The following is a 17907-nucleotide window of genomic DNA, read 5'->3' as shown; positions in this document are numbered from 1 at the left end:
GGGGTGCTGGACGCCCCCGTTCCATACGTACGGACGGGGGCGTCCTGCTCAGCACCCGGCGCGCCGGACCCGGGCTGCCCGGCTCAGGCGGCCGGGTCGATCTCCCGCAGCAGCCCCGTCTTCACGTCGAAGACGAAGCCGCGGACATCGTCGGTGTGCGGCACGAACGGGGAGGTGTGTATACGCCGCATCGACTGGCGCACGTCCTGGTCGACATCGCGGAACGCCTCGACCGCCCAGGCGGGCCGCTGGCCCACCTCCATCTCCAGCTCGTGCCGGAACTCCTCGGTGAGGCTCTCCAGACCGCAGTTCGTGTGGTGGATCAGCACCACGCTGCGGGTGCCCAGGGCCCGCTGGCTGATGGTGAGCGAGCGGATGACGTCGTCCGTGACGACACCCCCCGCGTTCCGGATGGTGTGACAGTCGCCCAGGGAGAGCCCCAGGGCGCCGTGGAGGTCGAGCCGGGCGTCCATGCAGGCCACCACGGCGACCTTGAGCACGGGGCGGGCGTCCATGCCCGGATCCTCGAACCCTGCGGCGTACCGCTGATTGGCGTCGACGAGCCGGTCGGTGACCGTTCCGTCGGCGCGGACCGTCTCGGCGGCCCGCCCGGAGGGCTCTGCGGGGAGATGTGCGGAAGTCGGCATACCTGCGACGTTAGTCGCCGCGACGCCGGGAGGCGCCCTGTGGGAAGGGACAAAGAACGCCATCGCGGCTTGGTGTGAGCTAACCCACAAGGCCGCGCACGTTACGGCCGAACGGGTGAAAACCGGCTCGCCGCCCGACGGCCCGGACCTCCCGCGACGCGCTGACCGGGCGGGTGGCCCGGGACCACCGGGAGCCGTGGACTAAAGTGGCGCGAAGTTCACGGACACACCCTGCACACCCTGAACACGTGCCAGAACGCATCCCGAATTTTCCCGCATCACGCGGCGTACGTGCGGCTCGGCCCTCCCCGCTCGGTGGTACGTACGACCGTCCGTACTTGAGAGGGCGCATGAACCAGGTCCGGCATGTACCGGTGATGCTCCAGCGCTGCCTCGACCTGCTGGCCCCCGCCCTCGCCGCGCCCGGCGCCGTCGTCGTCGACTGCACCCTCGGCCTCGGCGGACACAGCGAGGCGCTGCTCACCGCCTTCCCCGAGGTACGTCTCGTCGCCCTCGACCGCGACCAGGAGGCGCTGCGGCTCTCCGCCGAACGGCTCGCCCCCTACGGGGACCGGGCCACCCTCGTGCACGCCGTCTACGACGAACTGCCCGACGTCCTCGACCGGCTCGCCCTCCCCACCGTCCAGGGCGTCCTCTTCGACCTCGGCGTCTCCTCGATGCAGCTCGACGAGGCCGACCGGGGCTTCGCCTACGCCCAGGACTCGCCGCTCGACATGCGCATGGACCAGACGGCCGGCGTCAGCGCCGCCGAGGTCCTCAACACCTACCCGCCCGGCGAACTCGTCCGCATCCTGCGCGCGTACGGCGAGGAGAAGCAGGCCAGGCGCATCGTTTCCGCCGTGGTCAGGGAGCGCGAGAAGGAGCCCTTCAGCCACAGCGCCCGGCTGGTCGAGCTGATCCGCGAAGCGCTGCCGCAGGCCGCCAAGCGCACCGGCGGCAACCCCGCCAAACGCACCTTCCAGGCCCTGCGCATCGAGGTCAACGGCGAACTCGCGGTCCTGGAGAGGGCCGTCCCCGCCGCCGTGGGACGCCTCGCCGTCGGCGGCCGGATCGCCGTCCTCTCCTACCACTCGCTCGAAGACCGCCTGGTCAAGCAGGTCTTCGCGGCCGGCGCCGCCACCACGGCACCACCCGGGCTCCCGGTCGTCCCCGAGCGCTACCAGCCCCGCCTCGCCCTCCTCACCCGGGGCGCCGAACTCCCCACCGAGGAAGAGGTCGCGGAGAACCGCCGCGCCGCCCCCGCCCGGCTGCGGGGAGCGCAGCGGATCCGGGAGGACGTGCGGTGACGCGCGGGCCGGCCAAGCAACTGAAGGGGCGCGCCGCGCGGCTGGCCCAGGTGCTGCCCGCCGGGAACCGCCCGCCGGGACCGGCGGCCCGCACCCCCTTCGTCCTGCTGGTCGTGGTGCTCCTCGGCGGCGGCCTGATCGCCCTTCTGCTGCTGAACTCGGCGCTCAGCGAGGGATCGTTCCGGCTCAGCGACCTGAAGAAGCGCACCACCGACCTCACCGACGAACAGCAGGCGCTCCAGCGGGACGTCGACGACTTCTCCGCCCCGTACGCGCTGGAGCGCCGCGCCCGTGAGCTGGGCATGGTGCCCGGCGGCTCGCCCGCCTTCCTCGGCCCGGACGGCACGGTACGCGGCGTCCCCGGCACCGCGTCCGCCCCGCCGACGCCCTCCGCGCAGGCCGCCCCGAACGGGGCGCCCTCGATCTCGCCGGGGCCCGCCCCGGGCGCCTCCGTCATGGAGGAGACCTCGCCGTCCCCCGCACCGGCCGCCGCCGAGCCGGTCCCGACGCCCTCCGGCAGGTGACCCCGTGCCCCCCAAGGAACCACCGCGCCGCCGGGTGCCGGGCCCCGCCCGGCCGGGGAACCGACCCCGCCCCCGTACGGCCACCACCTCACGCTCCACCGGCAGCCCCGCGCCGCGCCGGCCCCGTACGGCCCCCCGCAAACGCCCCGCCCCGGGCCGGATCACCCTCGCCTCGCCCCGCCCCCGGCTCCGTCTGGTCAGCCTCGGCCTGACCCTGGTGATGCTGGTGTTCGTGGTGCGGCTGCTCCAGGTGCAGGCCGTCGACGCCAGCGCGTACGCCGCCAAGGCGGAGCGCAGCCGCTATCTCAGCCACACCATCGCCGCCGAGCGCGGCCAGATCACCGACCGCTCCGGGGTCGCGCTCGCCACCAGCGACGACGCGTACGACATCACCGCCGACCCGTCGATGTTCACCCCCGAGTTCAGCAAGGTCCCCGACGCCCCGGAACAGGCCGCCGCGCTGCTCGCGCCGATCCTCGGCACCGACACCGACAGCCTCGTCAAGAAGCTCAAGGCCCCCAAGTCCCGGTACGCGGTGCTGGCCCGCCGGCAGACCCCGCAGGTCTGGAACCAGATCAAGGACCTCAAGCGGGTGCTCGCGGAGAAGGCGAGCAAGACCAAGCCCGCGCCGGCCCCTTCGCCCTCCGCGTCCCCTTCGACGGCCTCGTCGGCGGGCGGCGGCGTCAGCGTGCTGGCGGGCGTCTTCCAGGAGGCCAGCAGCAAACGCGTCTACCCCAACGGCGACCTCGCCGCCGGGATACTGGGATACGTCAACGCCGCCGGGCACGGCGGGGGCGGCATCGAGTCCATGCTCGACCAGGAACTCGCCGGCCAGGACGGCAAGGCCGCGTACGTCCAGTCCGGTGGCCGCCGGATCCCCACCGCGGACTCCCGCGAGACGCCCGCGGTGCCCGGTTCCGACATCGAGCTGACCATCGACCGGGACATCCAGTGGGCCGCCCAGCAGGCCATCGCCGACCAGGTGAAGAAGTCCAAGGCCGACCGAGGCTATGTGATCGTCCAGAACACCCGCACCGGCGAGGTCCTCGCCATGGCCAACGCCCCCGGCTTCGACCCCAACGACATCTCCCAGGCCAACGCCGCCACCCTCGGCAACGCGGCCGTCCAGGACGTCTACGAGCCCGGCTCCACCGCCAAGCTCATCTCCATGGCCGCCGTCCTGGAGGAGGGCGCCGCCACCCCGGACACCCATGTCGTCGTCCCCAACCGGCTGCACCGCGGCGACCGGCTCTTCAAGGACGACGTCGACCACCCCACCTGGTATCTGACGCTCAACGGCGTCCTCGCCAAGTCCAGCAACATCGGCACCATCCTCGCCACCGGACAGCTCGGCAAGACCCAGCCGGAGGCCAACCGGGTGCTCCACTCGTATCTCGACAAGTTCGGCATCGGACGGCCCACCGGCCTCGGCTACCCGGGCGAGAGCCGCGGCCTCCTCGCTAAACCGAAGGACTGGTCCACCTCCCAGCAGTACACGATCCCCTTCGGGCAGGGCCTCTCCCTCAACGCCATGCAGGCCGCCTCGGTCTACTCGACCATCGCCAACGGCGGGGTACGGATAGAGCCCACCCTCATCCGCGGCACCACGGGCCCCGACCACCGCTTCACCCCGGCGCCCGCCCCCCGGAAGAACCGGGTCGTCAGCGAGAAGACCGCCGCCACCCTCGCCACCATGCTGGAGTCCGTCGTCGCCGACGTGGAGGGCACCGGCACCAAGGCCCAGGTCCCCGGCTACCGGGTGGCCGGCAAGACCGGTACCGCCAACCGGGTCGACCCCAAGCTCGGCGTCTACAAGGGGTACACCGCCTCCTTCGCCGGGTTCGCACCCGCCGACAACCCCCAGATCACCGTCTACTGCGCCATCCAGAACCCCACCAGCGGCAGTTACTTCGGCGGCCAGATCTGCGGACCCATCTACAAGAAGGTCATGGAGTTCGCTCTCAAGACACTGCGGGTCGAACCGACCGGCAGCAAACCCGCCCGGCTGCCGGTGAGCTTCAAACCCGGCGAGTGACCCCAGGGAAAGTCCCAGTGACAACGATCACGCCCGATTCCGGGAACCACCCGGAACCGCCCGCGCCCCGGCCCCGCTCACTTGGCCCGGCGCCCGCCCGTCCCGGTACGCTCACCGCCGTGCCACAAGCTGATCAGTACCGAACCCCCTCCAAGGACGCCCCTGTGAAGACCCCGGGGACGCCCCGACCGGACCGGGTCCGCCCGACCTCCCTCGCCGCACTCGCCGTCCGGCTGGGCGTCGCGGCACCCGGCCCCGGGGCGGCGGGCGCGGGCGAGGCGACCGGTATCACCCACGACTCGCGCGCCGTACGCCCCGGAGACGTGTACGTCGCCCTCTCCGGCGCCCGCCTCCACGGCGCCGACTTCGCCGCCCAGGCCGCCGACCTCGGCGCCGTCGCGATCCTCACCGACCCCGCGGGCACCGAACGCGCCGCCGCCACCGGCGTCCCCGTGCTCACCGTGCCCGACCCGCGCGGCGCCATGGGCGGACTCGCCGCCGCGATCTACGGCGACCCCGGCGCCGACCTCCTCCAGATCGGCATCACCGGCACCTCCGGCAAGACCACCACCGCCTATCTGGTCGAGGGCGGACTCCGCGCGGCGGGACACCGTACGGGGCTCATCGGCACCGTCGAGACGCGCATCGAGGACGAGCGCATCAAGTCGGAGCGCACCACCCCCGAGGCCACCGACCTCCAGGCGCTCTTCGCCGTCATGCGCGAACGCGGCGTCCGCTCCGTCGCCATGGAGGTCTCCAGCCACGCCCTGGTGCTCGGCCGGGTCGACGGCTGCGTCTTCGACGTCGCCGTCTTCAACAACCTCAGCCCGGAGCACATGGAGTTCCACTCCGACATGGAGGACTACTTCCAGGCCAAGGCGCGGCTCTTCACCCCCGAGCGCAGCAGGACCGGCGTGGTCAACCTCGACGACAGCTACGGCCGCAGACTCGTCGGCCAGTCCGGTGTCCCCGTCACCACCTTCTCCGCCGAGGGCCACCCCGACGCCGACTGGCGCGCCGAGCACGTCCAGGTCGGCGCGCGCGGCTCCACCTTCACCGCGGTCGGACCCGGCGGCGAGCGGATCGCCGCCGAGGCGCCGCTCCCCGGCGCGTTCAACGTCGCCAACACCCTCGCCGCCATCGTCACCCTCGCCCTCGCCGGGGTCGACCCGCAGACCGCCGCCGACGGCATCGCCGCCGTCCCCGGCGTCCCCGGCCGGCTGGAGCGGGTGGACGCCGGACAGCCGTACCTCGCCGTCGTCGACTACGCCCACAAGACGGACGCCGTCGAGTCGGTGCTGCGCTCCCTGCGCCGGGTCACCAAGGGCAAGGTGCACATCGTCCTCGGCTGCGGCGGCGACCGCGACCGGACCAAACGCGGGCCCATGGGCGCCGCCGCCGCCCGCCTCGCCGACACCGCCGTCCTCACCTCCGACAACCCGCGCGGCGAGGACCCGCTCGCCATCCTCGCCACCATGCTCGCGGGCGCCGCCGAAGTCCCCGTACACGAGCGCGGCGACGTCCTGATCGACGCCGACCGGGCCTCCGCCATCGCCACCGCCGTCGCCCGGGCCGGCGCCGACGACACCGTGCTCGTCGCGGGCAAGGGCCACGAACAGGGCCAGGACGTGGCCGGAGTGGTCCGCGCCTTCGACGACCGCCAGGTCCTGCGCGAGGCCATCGAACGCTCCCTGCGCCGCGACAGCGGCCCCGGCGGCGGCCCCGACGCCGCCGGTCCCGACGACCCCCGTTCCGCTCCCCGCAACGAGAACAACAGTCAGGGATGACCCAGTGATCGCCCTCTCCCTCGCCGAGATCGCCGCCATCGTCGGCGGGCAGCCGCACGACATACCGGATCCGGCCGTCCAGGTCACCGGACCCGTCGTGTACGACTCCCGTGCCGTCGAGCCCGGCGGCCTCTTCGCCGCCTTCGCCGGGGACCGTGTCGACGGCCACGACTACGCGCGGCGCGCCGTCGAATCCGGCGCGGTGGCCGTCCTGGCCACCCGCCCCGTCGGTGTGCCCGCCATCGTCGTGGACGACGTCGTCCAGGCCCTCGGCGCCCTCGCCCGTACCGTCGTGGAGCGCCTCGGCGCCACCACCGTCGCGCTGACCGGATCGGCCGGAAAGACCTCCACCAAGGACCTGATCGCGCAGCTCCTGCGGCGCGCGGGCCCCACGGTCTGGCCGGAAGGCAACCTGAACAACGAGATCGGGCTGCCCGTCACCGCGCTCCGCGCCGAGCAGGACACCCGCTTCCTCGTCCTCGAAATGGGGGCCCGGTACATCGGGGACATCCGCTACCTCACCGGACTCGTCCCGCCCACCGTCGGCCTCGTCCTGAACGTCGGCACCGCGCACATCGGCGAGTTCGGCGGCCGTGAGCAGATCGCCCAGGCCAAGGGCGAAATGGTGGAATCGCTCCCGGCGGCCGCCGACGGCGGTGTGGCCGTGCTCAACGCCGACGACCCACTGGTTCGCGCCATGACCTCGCGCACAACGGCACGCGTCGTGCTCTTCGGGGAGTCGGGCGAAGCAGACGTACGGGCAGAGAACGTCCGCCTCACAGCGACGGGACAGCCCGCGTTCAGCCTTCGAACACCCTCCGGGTGCAGCGATGTGACGCTGCGGCTGTACGGTGAGCATCACGTGTCGAACGCGCTCGCCGCGGCCGCCGTCGCCCATGAGTTGGGCATGTCCGTCGACGAGATCGCCGTAGCGCTCTCCGAGGCGGGAACCCTCTCCCGCTGGCGTATGGAGGTCACCGAGCGCTCGGACGGCGTGACGATCGTCAACGACGCCTACAACGCGAACCCCGAATCCATGAGAGCGGCGCTCCGCGCGCTGGTCGCCATGGGTGGTGCCTCACGGGCCGAGGGGGGCCGCACGTGGGCGGTGCTCGGGCAGATGGCCGAGCTGGGGGACGAATCGCTCGCCGAGCACGACGCGGTCGGACGGCTCGCCGTCCGGCTCAACGTCAGCAAGCTCGTGGCAGTCGGGGGCAGAGAAGCGTCCTGGCTGCGCATGGGCGCTTACAACGAGGGTTCGTGGGGTGAGGAGTCGGTGCACGTGTCCGACGCGCAGGCGGCGGTCGACCTGTTGCGCAGGGAACTGCGTCCGGGAGACACCGTGCTGGTGAAGGCTTCGAGGTCGGTCGGTCTCGAACAGGTCGCCCAGGCACTGCTGGAGAACGCCACCGAGGGCGAGGTCACCGGCCGATGAGGCAGATCCTCTTCTCGGGAGCCATCGGGCTCTTCCTCACCCTGATCGGCACCCCGCTGCTGATCAAGCTGCTGGCGCGGAAGGGGTACGGGCAGTTCATCCGGGACGACGGCCCCCGTACCCACGGCAGCAAGAAGGGCACGCCCACGATGGGCGGGATCGCCTTCATCCTGGCCACGCTCATCGCGTACGCCCTGGCGAAGGTGCTCACCGGCGAGCCGCCGTCCTTCTCCGGCCTGCTCGTCCTCTTCCTGATGGCGGGGATGGGCCTGGTCGGCTTCCTGGACGACTACATCAAGATCGTGAAGCAGCGGTCGCTGGGGCTGCGCGCCAAGGCCAAGATGGCCGGCCAGCTCATCGTCGGCATCGCCTTCGCGGTGCTCGCGCTCCAGTTCGCCGACCACCGGGGCAACACCCCGGCCTCCACCAAGCTGTCGTTCGTCACGGACTTCGGCTGGTCGATCGGCCCGGTGCTCTTCGTGGTCTGGGCGCTCTTCATGATTCTCGCCATGTCCAACGGCGTGAACCTGACGGACGGTCTGGACGGCCTGGCCACCGGCGCCTCGGTGATGGTCTTCGGCGCGTACACGTTCATCGGCCTCTGGCAGTTCCAGGAGTCCTGCGCCAACGCGGTGACGCTGATGAACCCCAACGCCTGTTTCGAGGTACGGGACCCCCTCGACCTCGCGGTGGTCGCCTCCGCCCTCATGGGCTCCTGCTTCGGCTTCCTGTGGTGGAACACCTCACCGGCCAAGATCTTCATGGGCGACACCGGCTCCCTCGCGCTGGGCGGGGCCCTCGCGGGGCTGGCCATCTGCTCCCGTACGGAGTTCCTGATCGCCATCCTCGGCGGCCTCTTCGTGATGATCACCATGTCCGTGGTCATCCAGGTCGGCTCCTTCAAGATGACCGGCAAGCGCGTCTTCCGCATGGCCCCCCTCCAGCACCACTTCGAGCTCAAGGGGTGGTCGGAGGTCCTGGTGGTGGTCCGGTTCTGGATCATCCAGGGCATGTGCGTCATCGTCGGTCTCGGCATCTTCTACGCGGGCTGGGCGGCACAGAAGTGAACTGGCAGGGCAAGCGGGTCACCGTCGCGGGTCTCGGGATCTCCGGGATCCCGGCGGCCCGGGTACTCCACGGCCTGGGCGCCGTCGTCACCGTCGTCAACGACGGGGCCGACGAGCGGGCCCGCGCCCAGGCCGCCGAGGTGGAGAAGCTGGGCGTCACGGTGCGGCTCGGGGACGGGGACACCCTGCCCGAGGCCACTGAGCTGGTGGTCACCGCGCCCGGCTGGCACCCCGGCAAACCCCTCTTCGCGGCCGCCGAGGCGGCCGGCGTGGAGATCTGGGGCGACGTCGAACTCGCCTGGCGGCTGCGGCCGGCGGGGGCGGCCCCGTGGCTCGCCGTCACCGGGACCAACGGCAAGACCACGACGGTCAGGATGCTCGCCTCGATCCTGGCCGCCGCCGGGCTCCGTACCGCCGCCGTCGGCAACATCGGCGTCTCGCTGCTCGACGCGGTCACCGCCGAGGAGCCGTACGACGTCCTCGCCGTGGAACTCTCCAGCTACCAGCTCCACTGGGCGCCCAGCCTGCGCGCCCACTCCGCGGCCGTGCTCAACCTCGCCCCCGACCACCTCGACTGGCACGGCTCCATGGCCGCGTACGCCGCCGACAAGGGCCGGATCTATGAGGGCAACACCGTCGCCTGCGTGTACAACACCGCGGAGCCGGCCACCGAGGAACTGGTGCGCGCCGCCGACGTCGAGGAGGGGTGCCGGGCGATCGGCTTCACCCTCGGCACCCCCGGCCCCTCCCAACTCGGCGTCGTGGACGGCCTCCTGGTCGACCGGGCCTTCGTCGAGAACCGCCAGGCGCAGGCCCAGGAACTGGCCGAGGTCTCCGACGTACGCCCGCCGGTCCCGCACAACATCGCCAACGCGCTCGCCGCCGCGGCCCTCGCCCGCGCCTACGGGGTCGAACCCGCCGCCGTACGGGACGGGCTGCGCGCCTTCCGGCCCGACCCGCACCGGATCGAGTACGTCGCGGAGGTCGGCGGTGTCACGTACATCGACGACTCCAAGGCGACCAACACGCACGCCGCGCAGGCCTCCCTCGCCGCGTACGACCCGATCGTCTGGATCGCGGGCGGCCTCGCCAAGGGCGCCGTCTTCGACGAACTCGTCGCCGCCTCGGCGAAGCGCCTGCGCGGCGCCGTGCTGCTCGGCGCCGACCGGGCGCTCATCCGCGAAGCACTCGCCCGACACGCCCCCGAGGTCCCGGTCGTGGACCTCGACCGGACGGACACTGGGGCGATGTCCGCGGCGGTCGGCGAGGCCGCCCGGATGGCCCGGCCGGGGGACACCGTCCTGATGGCGCCCGCCTGCGCCTCCATGGACATGTTCGTCAACTACAACAAGCGAGGCGAGGCGTTCGCCGCAGCGGTACACGCGCTCGCCGCCGACCACGCCTGACCGGGTCCGGCCCCCGCGCCGTGCTGAACTTGTCCCCGGGGCCGCGACAGCGGCGGCCCCGGGAAGAGCGCAGGACCGCCGAACGCCGCGACGCCCGCGACAGCCGTGACGGCAGCGCCAGGCACGACTGGAGGGGACAGCGACGATGCCGGCCGACGACACCGCCGACCGGGCACCCGGGCGCGCGGCGCTCCGCTGGGGCTTCCCGGCGACACCCGCGCCCGCCGGTGCCACCGCACTGCGCGGCGGGGCGCCGGGGCCCGCCGTACGCAGGGCCCCCGCGGCCCGTGGCCGCTCCACCGGAAGCCGCGGCGGCCGGACGCCGCGCCCGCCCCGAGCGCCCCGCCCCCGGCGCCTCTACGAACGGCTCAGAAGGGCCTGGGACCGCCCCCTGACGGCCTATTACGTGATCCTCGGCAGCGGGCTGCTGATCACCGTGCTGGGCCTCGTGATGGTCTACTCCGCTTCGATGATCTACGCGCTCCAGAACTCCCTGCCCGCGACGTACTTCTTCCGCAAACAGTTCCTCGCGGTGGTCCTCGGCGGCGGGCTGATGCTGGCCGCCGCCCGGATGCCGGTCAAACTCCACCGCGCCCTCGCGTACCCCATGCTGGTCACCACCGTCGTCCTGATGGCGCTCGTCCAGGTCCCCGGGATAGGGCGGTCCGTCAACGGCAACCAGAACTGGATCTACCTCGGCGGCCCGTTCCAGCTCCAGCCCAGCGAGTTCGCCAAGCTCGCCCTCGTCCTGTGGGGCGCCGACCTGCTCGCCCGCAAGTACGAGAAGCGCCTGCTCACCCACTGGAAGCACCTGCTGGTGCCGCTGGTCCCCGGCGGTTTCCTGCTGCTCGGCCTGATCATGCTCGGCGGCGACATGGGCACCGCGATCATCCTCACCGCGGTCCTCTTCGGACTGCTCTGGCTGGCCGGCGCCCCCACCCGGCTCTTCGCCGGGGTCCTCGGCATCGCCGTCCTGATCGGCTTCATGTTCATCCGGACCAGCCAGAACCGGCTCGACCGGTTCGGCTGCATCGCCGCCAAGGACCTCGGCCCCGAAGGGGAGTGCTGGCAGGCGGTGCACGGAATCTACGCCCTCGCCTCCGGCGGATGGTTCGGTTCCGGCCTCGGTGCCAGTGTGGAAAAGTGGGGCCAACTGCCCGAACCGCACACCGACTTCATTTTCGCCATCACCGGGGAGGAACTGGGACTGGCGGGGACGCTGTCGGTACTCGCGCTCTTCGCGGCTCTAGGCTATGCGGGTATTCGCGTGGCCGGACGCACGGAGGACCCCTTCGTGAGGTATGCCGCGGGAGGCGTGACCACCTGGATCACGGTGCAGGCCGTGATCAACATCGGGGCGGTGCTCGGTCTGCTGCCGATCGCCGGGGTCCCGCTCCCGCTGTTCTCCTACGGGGGGTCCGCCCTGCTCCCGGCGATGTTCGCGGTCGGGCTGCTGATCGCGTTCACCCGGGAGGATCCCGCCGCGAAGGCGGCCCTGGCCATGCGGCAGCCTGTCTTCGGCAGGAAGCTGCCCGGGGTGAGTTGGAAGACGATGAGACGGCGCGTCAAGAAGCGTCCGTCCGGAGAGCGGTGAATTTCGGTGCATGTCGTACTCGCCGGTGGGGGGACCGCCGGCCACATCGAGCCCGCGCTCGCCCTCGCGGATGCCCTGCGCAGGCAGGACCCCACCGTGGGGATCACGGCCCTCGGCACGGAACGCGGCCTGGAGACCAGGCTCGTCCCCGAGCGCGGATACGAACTCGGGCTCATCCCCGCCGTACCGCTGCCGCGCAAGCCCACCCCCGAACTGATCACCGTACCGGGGCGGCTGCGCGGCACCATCAAGGCCGCCGAGCAGATCCTGGAGCGCACCAAGGCGGACTGCGTCGTCGGCTTCGGCGGCTATGTCGCGCTGCCCGGCTACCTCGCGGCCAAACGGCTCGGCGTGCCGATCATCGTCCACGAGGCCAATGCCAGGCCCGGACTCGCCAACAAGATCGGCTCCCGGTACGCCGCGGCGGTGGCCGTCTCCACCCCCGACAGCAAGCTGCGCGACGCCCGCTACATCGGCATCCCGCTCCGCCGCACCATCGCCACCCTGGACCGCGCCCGGGTCCGCCCCGAGGCGCGCGCCGCCTTCGGGCTCGACCCCAACCTGCCGACCCTGCTGGTCTCCGGCGGCTCGCAGGGCGCCCGCCGGCTCAACGAGGTGATCCAGCAGATCGCCCCCGTGCTCCAGCGCTCCGGCATCCAGATCCTCCACGCGGTCGGCCCGAAGAACGAAATGCCGCGCGTGGACAACATGCCCGGAATGCCGCCCTACATCCCGGTACCGTATGTCGACCGGATGGACCTCGCGTACGCCGCGGCCGACATGATGCTCTGCCGCGCGGGCGCGATGACCGTCGCCGAACTCTCCGCCGTCGGACTCCCCGCCGCCTACGTCCCGCTGCCCATCGGCAACGGCGAACAGCGGCTCAACGCCCAGCCGGTGGTGAAGGCGGGCGGCGGACTCCTCGTCGACGACGCGGAACTGACACCCGAGTGGGTCCAGGGCCAGGTCCTCCCGGTGCTCGCCGACCCGCACCGGCTCTTCGAGATGTCCCGCGCGGCGGCCGAGTTCGGCCGCAGGGACGCCGACGAGCTGCTGGTCGGCATGGTGTACGAGGCGATCGCCGCACGCCGCGGGGCGTAGGCGGGAGGCAGGAGGCAGCAGCGTGGCCGGAGCCGGACCGACGACCGCCGAGCGCGGCGGCAGAGCCGAGCCGTCCTCCGGCCACCCCGACGAGGGGGGCGGGGGCGGCCGGTTCCGGCTGCCGCGCCCCCGGCTGCTCCTCGCGGTGACCGCCGCGGCGCTCCTCACCGGGGGGGCGCTGTGGGCCTTGTACGGCTCCCAGTGGCTCCGCGTCGAACGGGTCACCACCTCCGGGACCGAGGTGCTCACCCGCGAACAGGTCGAGTCGGCGGCGCGGGTGCCGCTCGGGGAGCCGATGGCCTCCGTCGACACCGACGCGGTCGCGGAGCGGCTGCGCACCGCGCTGCCCCGGATCGACTCGGTCGACGTCAGCCGCTCCTGGCCGCATGGAATCCGGCTGAAAGTGATCGAACGCCAACCCGTGCTCCTGATCGAGGACGGCGGGAAGTTCGTCGAAATCGACGACGAGGGGGTACGTTTCGCCACCGTCGCCCGAGCGCCCTCCGGAGTTCCGCTGCTGCGTATGCCGGACGGCCGACCGGCCGGATCCGACCGGTTCGGTACCGGCCGGCTGCTGCGGGAAGCGGTGGCCGTACGCGGTGAACTCCCCGCCGGGGTGGCCAAGGAGACCCGGGCCGTCCGGGTCCGTTCGTACGATTCCATCTCCCTGGAGCTGTCCGGGGGACGTACGGTGATGTGGGGAAGCGGAGAGGACGGCGCGGCCAAGGCGCGTGCGCTCACCGCTCTCATGAAAGCCGCCCCCAAGGCGGGGCACTTCGATGTGAGCGCACCCACGGCGCCCGCCGTGTCCGATAGTTGACGGACATATGCGCTGGCCAGCACCCTGGTTGGTCAGCGCTATGGGTGATCACATAGGGTGAAAAGAAAAACGGGAGGTTCGGCGTGTTCGTTGAACGCGCGCCACTTGTCGACTTAGTGTCCTGTTCGGAAGAGTCCAGGAAGCGGACACACTGGTAACCCTGAACTTCAAGGTGAGGGTTTGGGTCGGCGTTTCGGACCGTCCCATCGGCATCAGTCGTCGCAGCGCCACATCAGCGAGGCGGCGACACGTAAATCGAGGCGAGAGGCCTTCGACGTGGCAGCACCGCAGAACTACCTCGCAGTCATCAAGGTCATCGGTGTCGGCGGCGGTGGTGTCAATGCCATCAACCGAATGATCGAGGTCGGTCTCAAAGGCGTCGAGTTCATCGCGATCAACACCGACGCGCAAGCGCTGTTGATGAGCGACGCCGACGTCAAGCTCGACGTCGGCCGGGAACTCACCCGAGGCCTCGGCGCCGGCGCCAACCCGGCGGTCGGCCGCAAGGCGGCCGAGGACCACCGCGAGGAGATCGAGGAGGTCCTCAAGGGGGCCGACATGGTCTTCGTCACCGCGGGCGAGGGCGGCGGCACCGGCACCGGCGGCGCGCCCGTCGTGGCCAACATCGCCCGCTCGCTCGGCGCCCTCACCATCGGCGTGGTCACCCGCCCGTTCACCTTCGAGGGGCGGCGCCGCGCCAACCAGGCGGAGGACGGCATCGCCGAGCTCCGCGAAGAGGTCGACACCCTCATCGTCATCCCCAACGACCGGCTGCTCTCCATCTCGGACCGCCAGGTCAGCGTGCTCGACGCGTTCAAGTCCGCGGACCAGGTGCTGCTCTCGGGTGTCCAGGGCATCACCGACCTCATCACCACCCCCGGTCTGATCAACCTGGACTTCGCCGACGTCAAGTCCGTGATGTCCGAGGCCGGCTCGGCGCTCATGGGCATCGGCTCCGCGCGCGGCGACGACCGCGCGGTGGCCGCCGCGGAGATGGCGATCTCCTCGCCGCTCCTCGAAGCCTCCATCGACGGCGCCCGCGGGGTGCTGCTCTCCATCTCCGGCGGCTCCGACCTCGGCCTCTTCGAGATCAACGAGGCCGCGCAGCTCGTCAGCGAGGCCGCCCACCCCGAGGCCAACATCATCTTCGGCGCGGTCATCGACGACGCCCTGGGCGACGAGGTACGGGTCACCGTGATCGCGGCCGGCTTCGACGGCGGACAGCCGCCGACCCGGCGCGAGACGGTGCTCGGCGCGGGCTCCGGCAAGCGCGACGAGCAGACCGGCGCGTCCCGCCCGGCCGACACCGGCCGCTCCGGCAGCGGACTCGGCACCGTCCCGACCCGCGACGACAGCCCGATCCGGGTGGAGCCCGCCCCGGTGAGCGAGAAGCCGCTCACCCCGGCGAACCCGCCGCAGGTCCCGCCGGCCCGTCCGTACCCGGACAGCGCCGCCGAGGAGCTGGACGTCCCCGACTTCCTGAAGTGACCTGAAGCGAACCGAAGTGATACGAAAGCACGAAGAACTGAGCGGCGCGCACTTCGCCTTCACCGACCGGTGGGGCGGGGTGAGCGCCGCTCCGTTCGGTCAGCTCAACCTCGGCGGCGCGGTCGGCGACGACCCCGCCGCCGTACGCGCCAACCGCGAACTCGCCGCCCGGTCGCTGGAGCTCGACCCCGCGCGGGTCGTGTGGATGAACCAGGTGCACGGCCGGGAGGTCGTCGTCGCCGAAGAGCCCTGGAACTCCCCGGAGATCCCGGCCGCCGACGCGGTCGTCACCACCCGCGCGGGTCTCGCCCTCGCCGTCCTCACCGCGGACTGCGTCCCGGTCCTGCTGGCCGACCCGGTCGCCGGGGTGGCCGCCGCCGCGCACGCCGGGCGGCCCGGTCTGGTCGCGGGGGTCGTTCCGGCGGCGGTCGAGGCGATGGTCGGACTGGGCGCGGATCCGGCCAGGATCACCGCCCGTACCGGACCCGCCGTCTGCGGGCGGTGCTACGAGGTCCCGGCGGCGATGCGCGACGATGTCGCCGCCGTCGTACCGGAGGCAGCGGCCGAGACCAGTTGGGGCACCCCGTCCGTCGATGTCGTCGGCGGCGTCCACGCACAGCTCGCCGCCCTCGGGGTGGTGGACCGGCACCGTTCCGAGGTCTGCACCCGCGAGTCGGAGGACCACTACTCGTACCGCCGCGACCGTACGACCGGCCGGCTCGCCGGCTATGTCTGGCTGGCATGATGGACGGGTCCGGCAATCGGGGCGAGTGGGATAATCAGGTCGAGCGTGATGAGCGGGATATGCGGGACATGAAGGAAGCGGCGGACCGTAAGGCCGAAATCGCCGCGAATCTGGCCACGGTGGAGCGCCGGATCGCCGGTGCCTGCGCCGGGGCGGGGCGGGCGCGGGAGGAGGTGACCCTGATCGTGGTCACCAAGACCTACCCCGCGAGCGATGTCCGCATCCTCCATGAACTCGGCGTACGGCAGGTCGCGGAGAACCGCGACCAGGACGCCGCCCCCAAGGCCGCGGCTTGTGAAGATTTGTCGCTGACCTGGAATTTTGTGGGTCAATTGCAGACGAACAAGGTCCGTTCCGTAGCGAGTTACGCCGATGTGGTGCAGTCTGTCGACCGCGTCAAGCTGGTGTCCGCGCTCTCCGCCGCGGCGGTCCGCACGGAGCGCGAGGTCGGCTGTCTGATTCAGGTCGCCCTTGACGCCGAGTCCGGTGAGCGCGGGACGAGGGGCGGCGTGGCACCCGACGGAATCGAGGAGTTGGCCACCGCGGTGGCCGGCGCACCGGGAGTGCGGCTCGGCGGTCTGATGACCGTGGCGCCGCTCGCCGGTCCTTACGCGGGCCGGCAACGGGCCGCGTTCGACCGGCTGATGGAATTGGCATCCCGCCTGCGGGCGGACCATCCGGCTGCGAACATGGTCTCGGCGGGGATGAGCGCGGACCTTGAGGACGCGGTGGCGGCGGGAGCGACACATGTACGCGTCGGTACGGCGGTACTCGGAGTCCGACCCCGGCTCGGGTAACGTCGCGAAGCGAGTCGGACCACAGCAGAAAATATGGTCATTTCCGCCGAAAGGCGGTCAGGCCCCGTGGATCGGGGGCACTTGGTGACGAGGCCGATCCACCACAGAGCGGAGGACCCAGAGCATGGCCGGCGCGATGCGCAAGATGGCGGTCTACCTCGGCCTCGTGGAGGACGATGGGTACGACGGCCGGGGCTTCGACCCCGACGATGATTTCGAACCCGAGCCGGAGCCGGAGCGCGAACACCGGCGCCATCAGCCCGTACACCAGCCCGAGCGGGAAGAGCCCGTGCGTGTGGTCCAACCCCCCGCGCAGCGTGACCGGGAGCCGGTTCCGCTAGCGGCGGAAAGTGGACGTCCGGCACGAATCGCCCCCGTGGCGTCCATCACACCTGAACGTCCCAGCCTGGAGAAGAACGCACCGGTGATCATGCCCAAGGTCGTGTCCGAGCGGGAGCCCTACCGCATCACCACATTGCATCCGAGGACCTACAACGAGGCCCGTACCATCGGGGAACACTTCCGCGAGGGCACTCCGGTGATCATGAATCTCACGGAGATGGACGATACGGACGCGAAGCGACTTGTCGACTTTGCCGCGGGACTCGTCTTCGGTCTCCATGGCAGCATTGAGCGCGTGACGCAGAAGGTGTTCCTGCTCTCTCCTGCTAACGTCGATGTCACGGCGGAGGACAAGGCCCGCATCGCAGAGGGCGGATTCTTCAACCAGAGCTAGAACACAGCACCGGGTACAACCCGGTCGTGCGGCGGGAACGGCCCGGCGGACGACCGGTATCAGAGTGAGCCAGGGGAGAGGGAAGCAGCGGGATGGGCATCGCACTACAGGTGGTCTACATCGCGCTGATGTGCTTCCTCATTGTGCTGATTTTCCGGTTGGTCATGGACTACGTCTTCCAGTTCGCGCGCTCATGGCAGCCCGGCAAGGTGATGGTGGTCATTCTGGAGGCCACCTACACTGTCACCGATCCACCGCTCAAGCTTCTGCGGCGGTTCATCCCGCCGCTGCGTCTCGGGGGCGTGGCACTCGACCTGTCCTTCTTCGTTCTGATGATCATCGTTTACATCCTCATCTCGGTTGTCAGCAACCTTGCGAGGGGAATGTGAACGAAACGGTCTTGCCGACTGCCGACGAC

Annotated in this window: 16 protein-coding genes; 15 read left to right on the top strand and 1 reads right to left on the bottom strand. The window is 71.4% G+C overall.

Going from position 1 to position 17907, the window contains the following annotated elements; genetic code table 11:
• Positions 1 to 83 precede the first annotated feature (83 nt).
• Positions 84 to 647 (bottom strand): carbonic anhydrase, encoded by a 564-nt coding sequence (locus AB0O07_RS11920; protein WP_365630897.1) that lies wholly within the window; start codon positions 645 to 647, stop codon positions 84 to 86.
• A gap of 350 nt (positions 648 to 997) precedes the next feature.
• Here AB0O07_RS11920 and rsmH point away from each other — a divergent pair, with 350 nt between their 5' ends.
• The 15 genes from rsmH (at position 998) to AB0O07_RS11845 (ending at position 17878) form a co-directional block, all read left to right on the top strand.
• The gene (gene rsmH, locus AB0O07_RS11915) at positions 998 to 1954 is read left to right on the top strand and encodes a 16S rRNA (cytosine(1402)-N(4))-methyltransferase RsmH (RefSeq protein WP_365630895.1); all 957 of its coding nucleotides are present in this window, start codon (positions 998 to 1000) and stop codon (positions 1952 to 1954) included.
• On the top strand, positions 1951 to 2478 hold the full coding sequence (locus tag AB0O07_RS11910; protein WP_365630893.1) for a cell division protein FtsL: 528 nt from the start codon (positions 1951 to 1953) through the stop codon (positions 2476 to 2478). The genes rsmH and AB0O07_RS11910 overlap by 4 nt, the downstream gene beginning before the upstream one ends.
• A gap of 4 nt (positions 2479 to 2482) precedes the next feature.
• Entirely contained in the window at positions 2483 to 4513 is a 2031-nt protein-coding gene (locus tag AB0O07_RS11905; protein ID WP_365630891.1) for a penicillin-binding protein 2, read from the top strand.
• Positions 4514 to 4677: 164 nt separating this feature from the next.
• Complete coding sequence (locus AB0O07_RS11900) at positions 4678 to 6300, top strand: UDP-N-acetylmuramoyl-L-alanyl-D-glutamate--2,6-diaminopimelate ligase (RefSeq protein WP_365631542.1); 1623 nt, start codon at positions 4678 to 4680, stop codon at positions 6298 to 6300.
• A gap of 4 nt (positions 6301 to 6304) precedes the next feature.
• Complete coding sequence (murF, locus tag AB0O07_RS11895) at positions 6305 to 7735, top strand: UDP-N-acetylmuramoyl-tripeptide--D-alanyl-D-alanine ligase (RefSeq protein WP_365630889.1); 1431 nt, start codon at positions 6305 to 6307, stop codon at positions 7733 to 7735.
• Complete coding sequence (gene mraY / locus AB0O07_RS11890; RefSeq protein WP_365630887.1) at positions 7732 to 8802, top strand: phospho-N-acetylmuramoyl-pentapeptide-transferase; 1071 nt, start codon at positions 7732 to 7734, stop codon at positions 8800 to 8802. The genes murF and mraY overlap by 4 nt, the downstream gene beginning before the upstream one ends.
• Positions 8799 to 10208 (top strand): UDP-N-acetylmuramoyl-L-alanine--D-glutamate ligase, encoded by a 1410-nt coding sequence (gene murD / locus AB0O07_RS11885; protein WP_365630885.1) that lies wholly within the window; start codon positions 8799 to 8801, stop codon positions 10206 to 10208. Before mraY ends, murD begins: the two co-directional genes overlap by 4 nt.
• Positions 10209 to 10353: 145 nt before the next feature.
• Positions 10354 to 11802 (top strand): putative lipid II flippase FtsW, encoded by a 1449-nt coding sequence (gene ftsW / locus AB0O07_RS11880; protein ID WP_365630883.1) that lies wholly within the window; start codon positions 10354 to 10356, stop codon positions 11800 to 11802.
• Between the two features lie 6 nt (positions 11803 to 11808).
• Positions 11809 to 12903: an undecaprenyldiphospho-muramoylpentapeptide beta-N-acetylglucosaminyltransferase gene (murG, locus tag AB0O07_RS11875; RefSeq protein WP_365630881.1), complete on the top strand. Its 1095-nt coding sequence runs from the start codon at positions 11809 to 11811 to the stop codon at positions 12901 to 12903.
• Between the two features lie 22 nt (positions 12904 to 12925).
• Complete coding sequence (locus tag AB0O07_RS11870; protein ID WP_365630879.1) at positions 12926 to 13723, top strand: FtsQ-type POTRA domain-containing protein; 798 nt, start codon at positions 12926 to 12928, stop codon at positions 13721 to 13723.
• Between the two features lie 276 nt (positions 13724 to 13999).
• Complete coding sequence (gene ftsZ, locus AB0O07_RS11865) at positions 14000 to 15211, top strand: cell division protein FtsZ (protein ID WP_365630877.1); 1212 nt, start codon at positions 14000 to 14002, stop codon at positions 15209 to 15211.
• 37 nt (positions 15212 to 15248) lie between these two features.
• Positions 15249 to 15956 carry a peptidoglycan editing factor PgeF gene (pgeF, locus tag AB0O07_RS11860; protein ID WP_365631540.1) on the top strand — a complete coding sequence of 236 codons (708 nt, stop codon included), beginning with the start codon at positions 15249 to 15251 and terminating at the stop codon, positions 15954 to 15956.
• A gap of 59 nt (positions 15957 to 16015) precedes the next feature.
• Positions 16016 to 16753 carry a YggS family pyridoxal phosphate-dependent enzyme gene (locus AB0O07_RS11855; RefSeq protein WP_365630875.1) on the top strand — a complete coding sequence of 246 codons (738 nt, stop codon included), beginning with the start codon at positions 16016 to 16018 and terminating at the stop codon, positions 16751 to 16753.
• Positions 16754 to 16877: 124 nt separating this feature from the next.
• Positions 16878 to 17489: a cell division protein SepF gene (locus AB0O07_RS11850; RefSeq protein ID WP_365630873.1), complete on the top strand. Its 612-nt coding sequence runs from the start codon at positions 16878 to 16880 to the stop codon at positions 17487 to 17489.
• 92 nt (positions 17490 to 17581) lie between these two features.
• The gene (locus AB0O07_RS11845; protein ID WP_365630871.1) at positions 17582 to 17878 is read left to right on the top strand and encodes a YggT family protein; all 297 of its coding nucleotides are present in this window, start codon (positions 17582 to 17584) and stop codon (positions 17876 to 17878) included.
• Positions 17879 to 17907 lie beyond the last annotated feature (29 nt).

The organism is Streptomyces sp. NPDC093085, assembly GCF_040683935.1.
GTDB lineage: Bacteria > Actinomycetota > Actinomycetes > Streptomycetales > Streptomycetaceae > Streptomyces.
Note: the sequence above shows the minus strand (reverse complement) of the source record. Positions and strands in the feature narration are given on the sequence as shown.

What these genes read in the sequence shown, in the direction of transcription:
- AB0O07_RS11920 (WP_365630897.1), bottom strand. Translation starts at nt 647, where the DNA reads ATGCCGACTTCCGCACATCTCCCCGCAGAGCCCTCCGGGCGGGCCGCC.
- rsmH (WP_365630895.1), top strand. Translation starts at nt 998, where the DNA reads ATGAACCAGGTCCGGCATGTACCGGTGATGCTCCAGCGCTGCCTCGAC.
- mraY (WP_365630887.1), top strand. Translation starts at nt 7,732, where the DNA reads ATGAGGCAGATCCTCTTCTCGGGAGCCATCGGGCTCTTCCTCACCCTG.
- ftsW (WP_365630883.1), top strand. Translation starts at nt 10,354, where the DNA reads ATGCCGGCCGACGACACCGCCGACCGGGCACCCGGGCGCGCGGCGCTC.
- AB0O07_RS11855 (WP_365630875.1), top strand. Translation starts at nt 16,016, where the DNA reads ATGCGGGACATGAAGGAAGCGGCGGACCGTAAGGCCGAAATCGCCGCG.
- AB0O07_RS11850 (WP_365630873.1), top strand. Translation starts at nt 16,878, where the DNA reads ATGGCCGGCGCGATGCGCAAGATGGCGGTCTACCTCGGCCTCGTGGAG.
- AB0O07_RS11845 (WP_365630871.1), top strand. Translation starts at nt 17,582, where the DNA reads ATGGGCATCGCACTACAGGTGGTCTACATCGCGCTGATGTGCTTCCTC.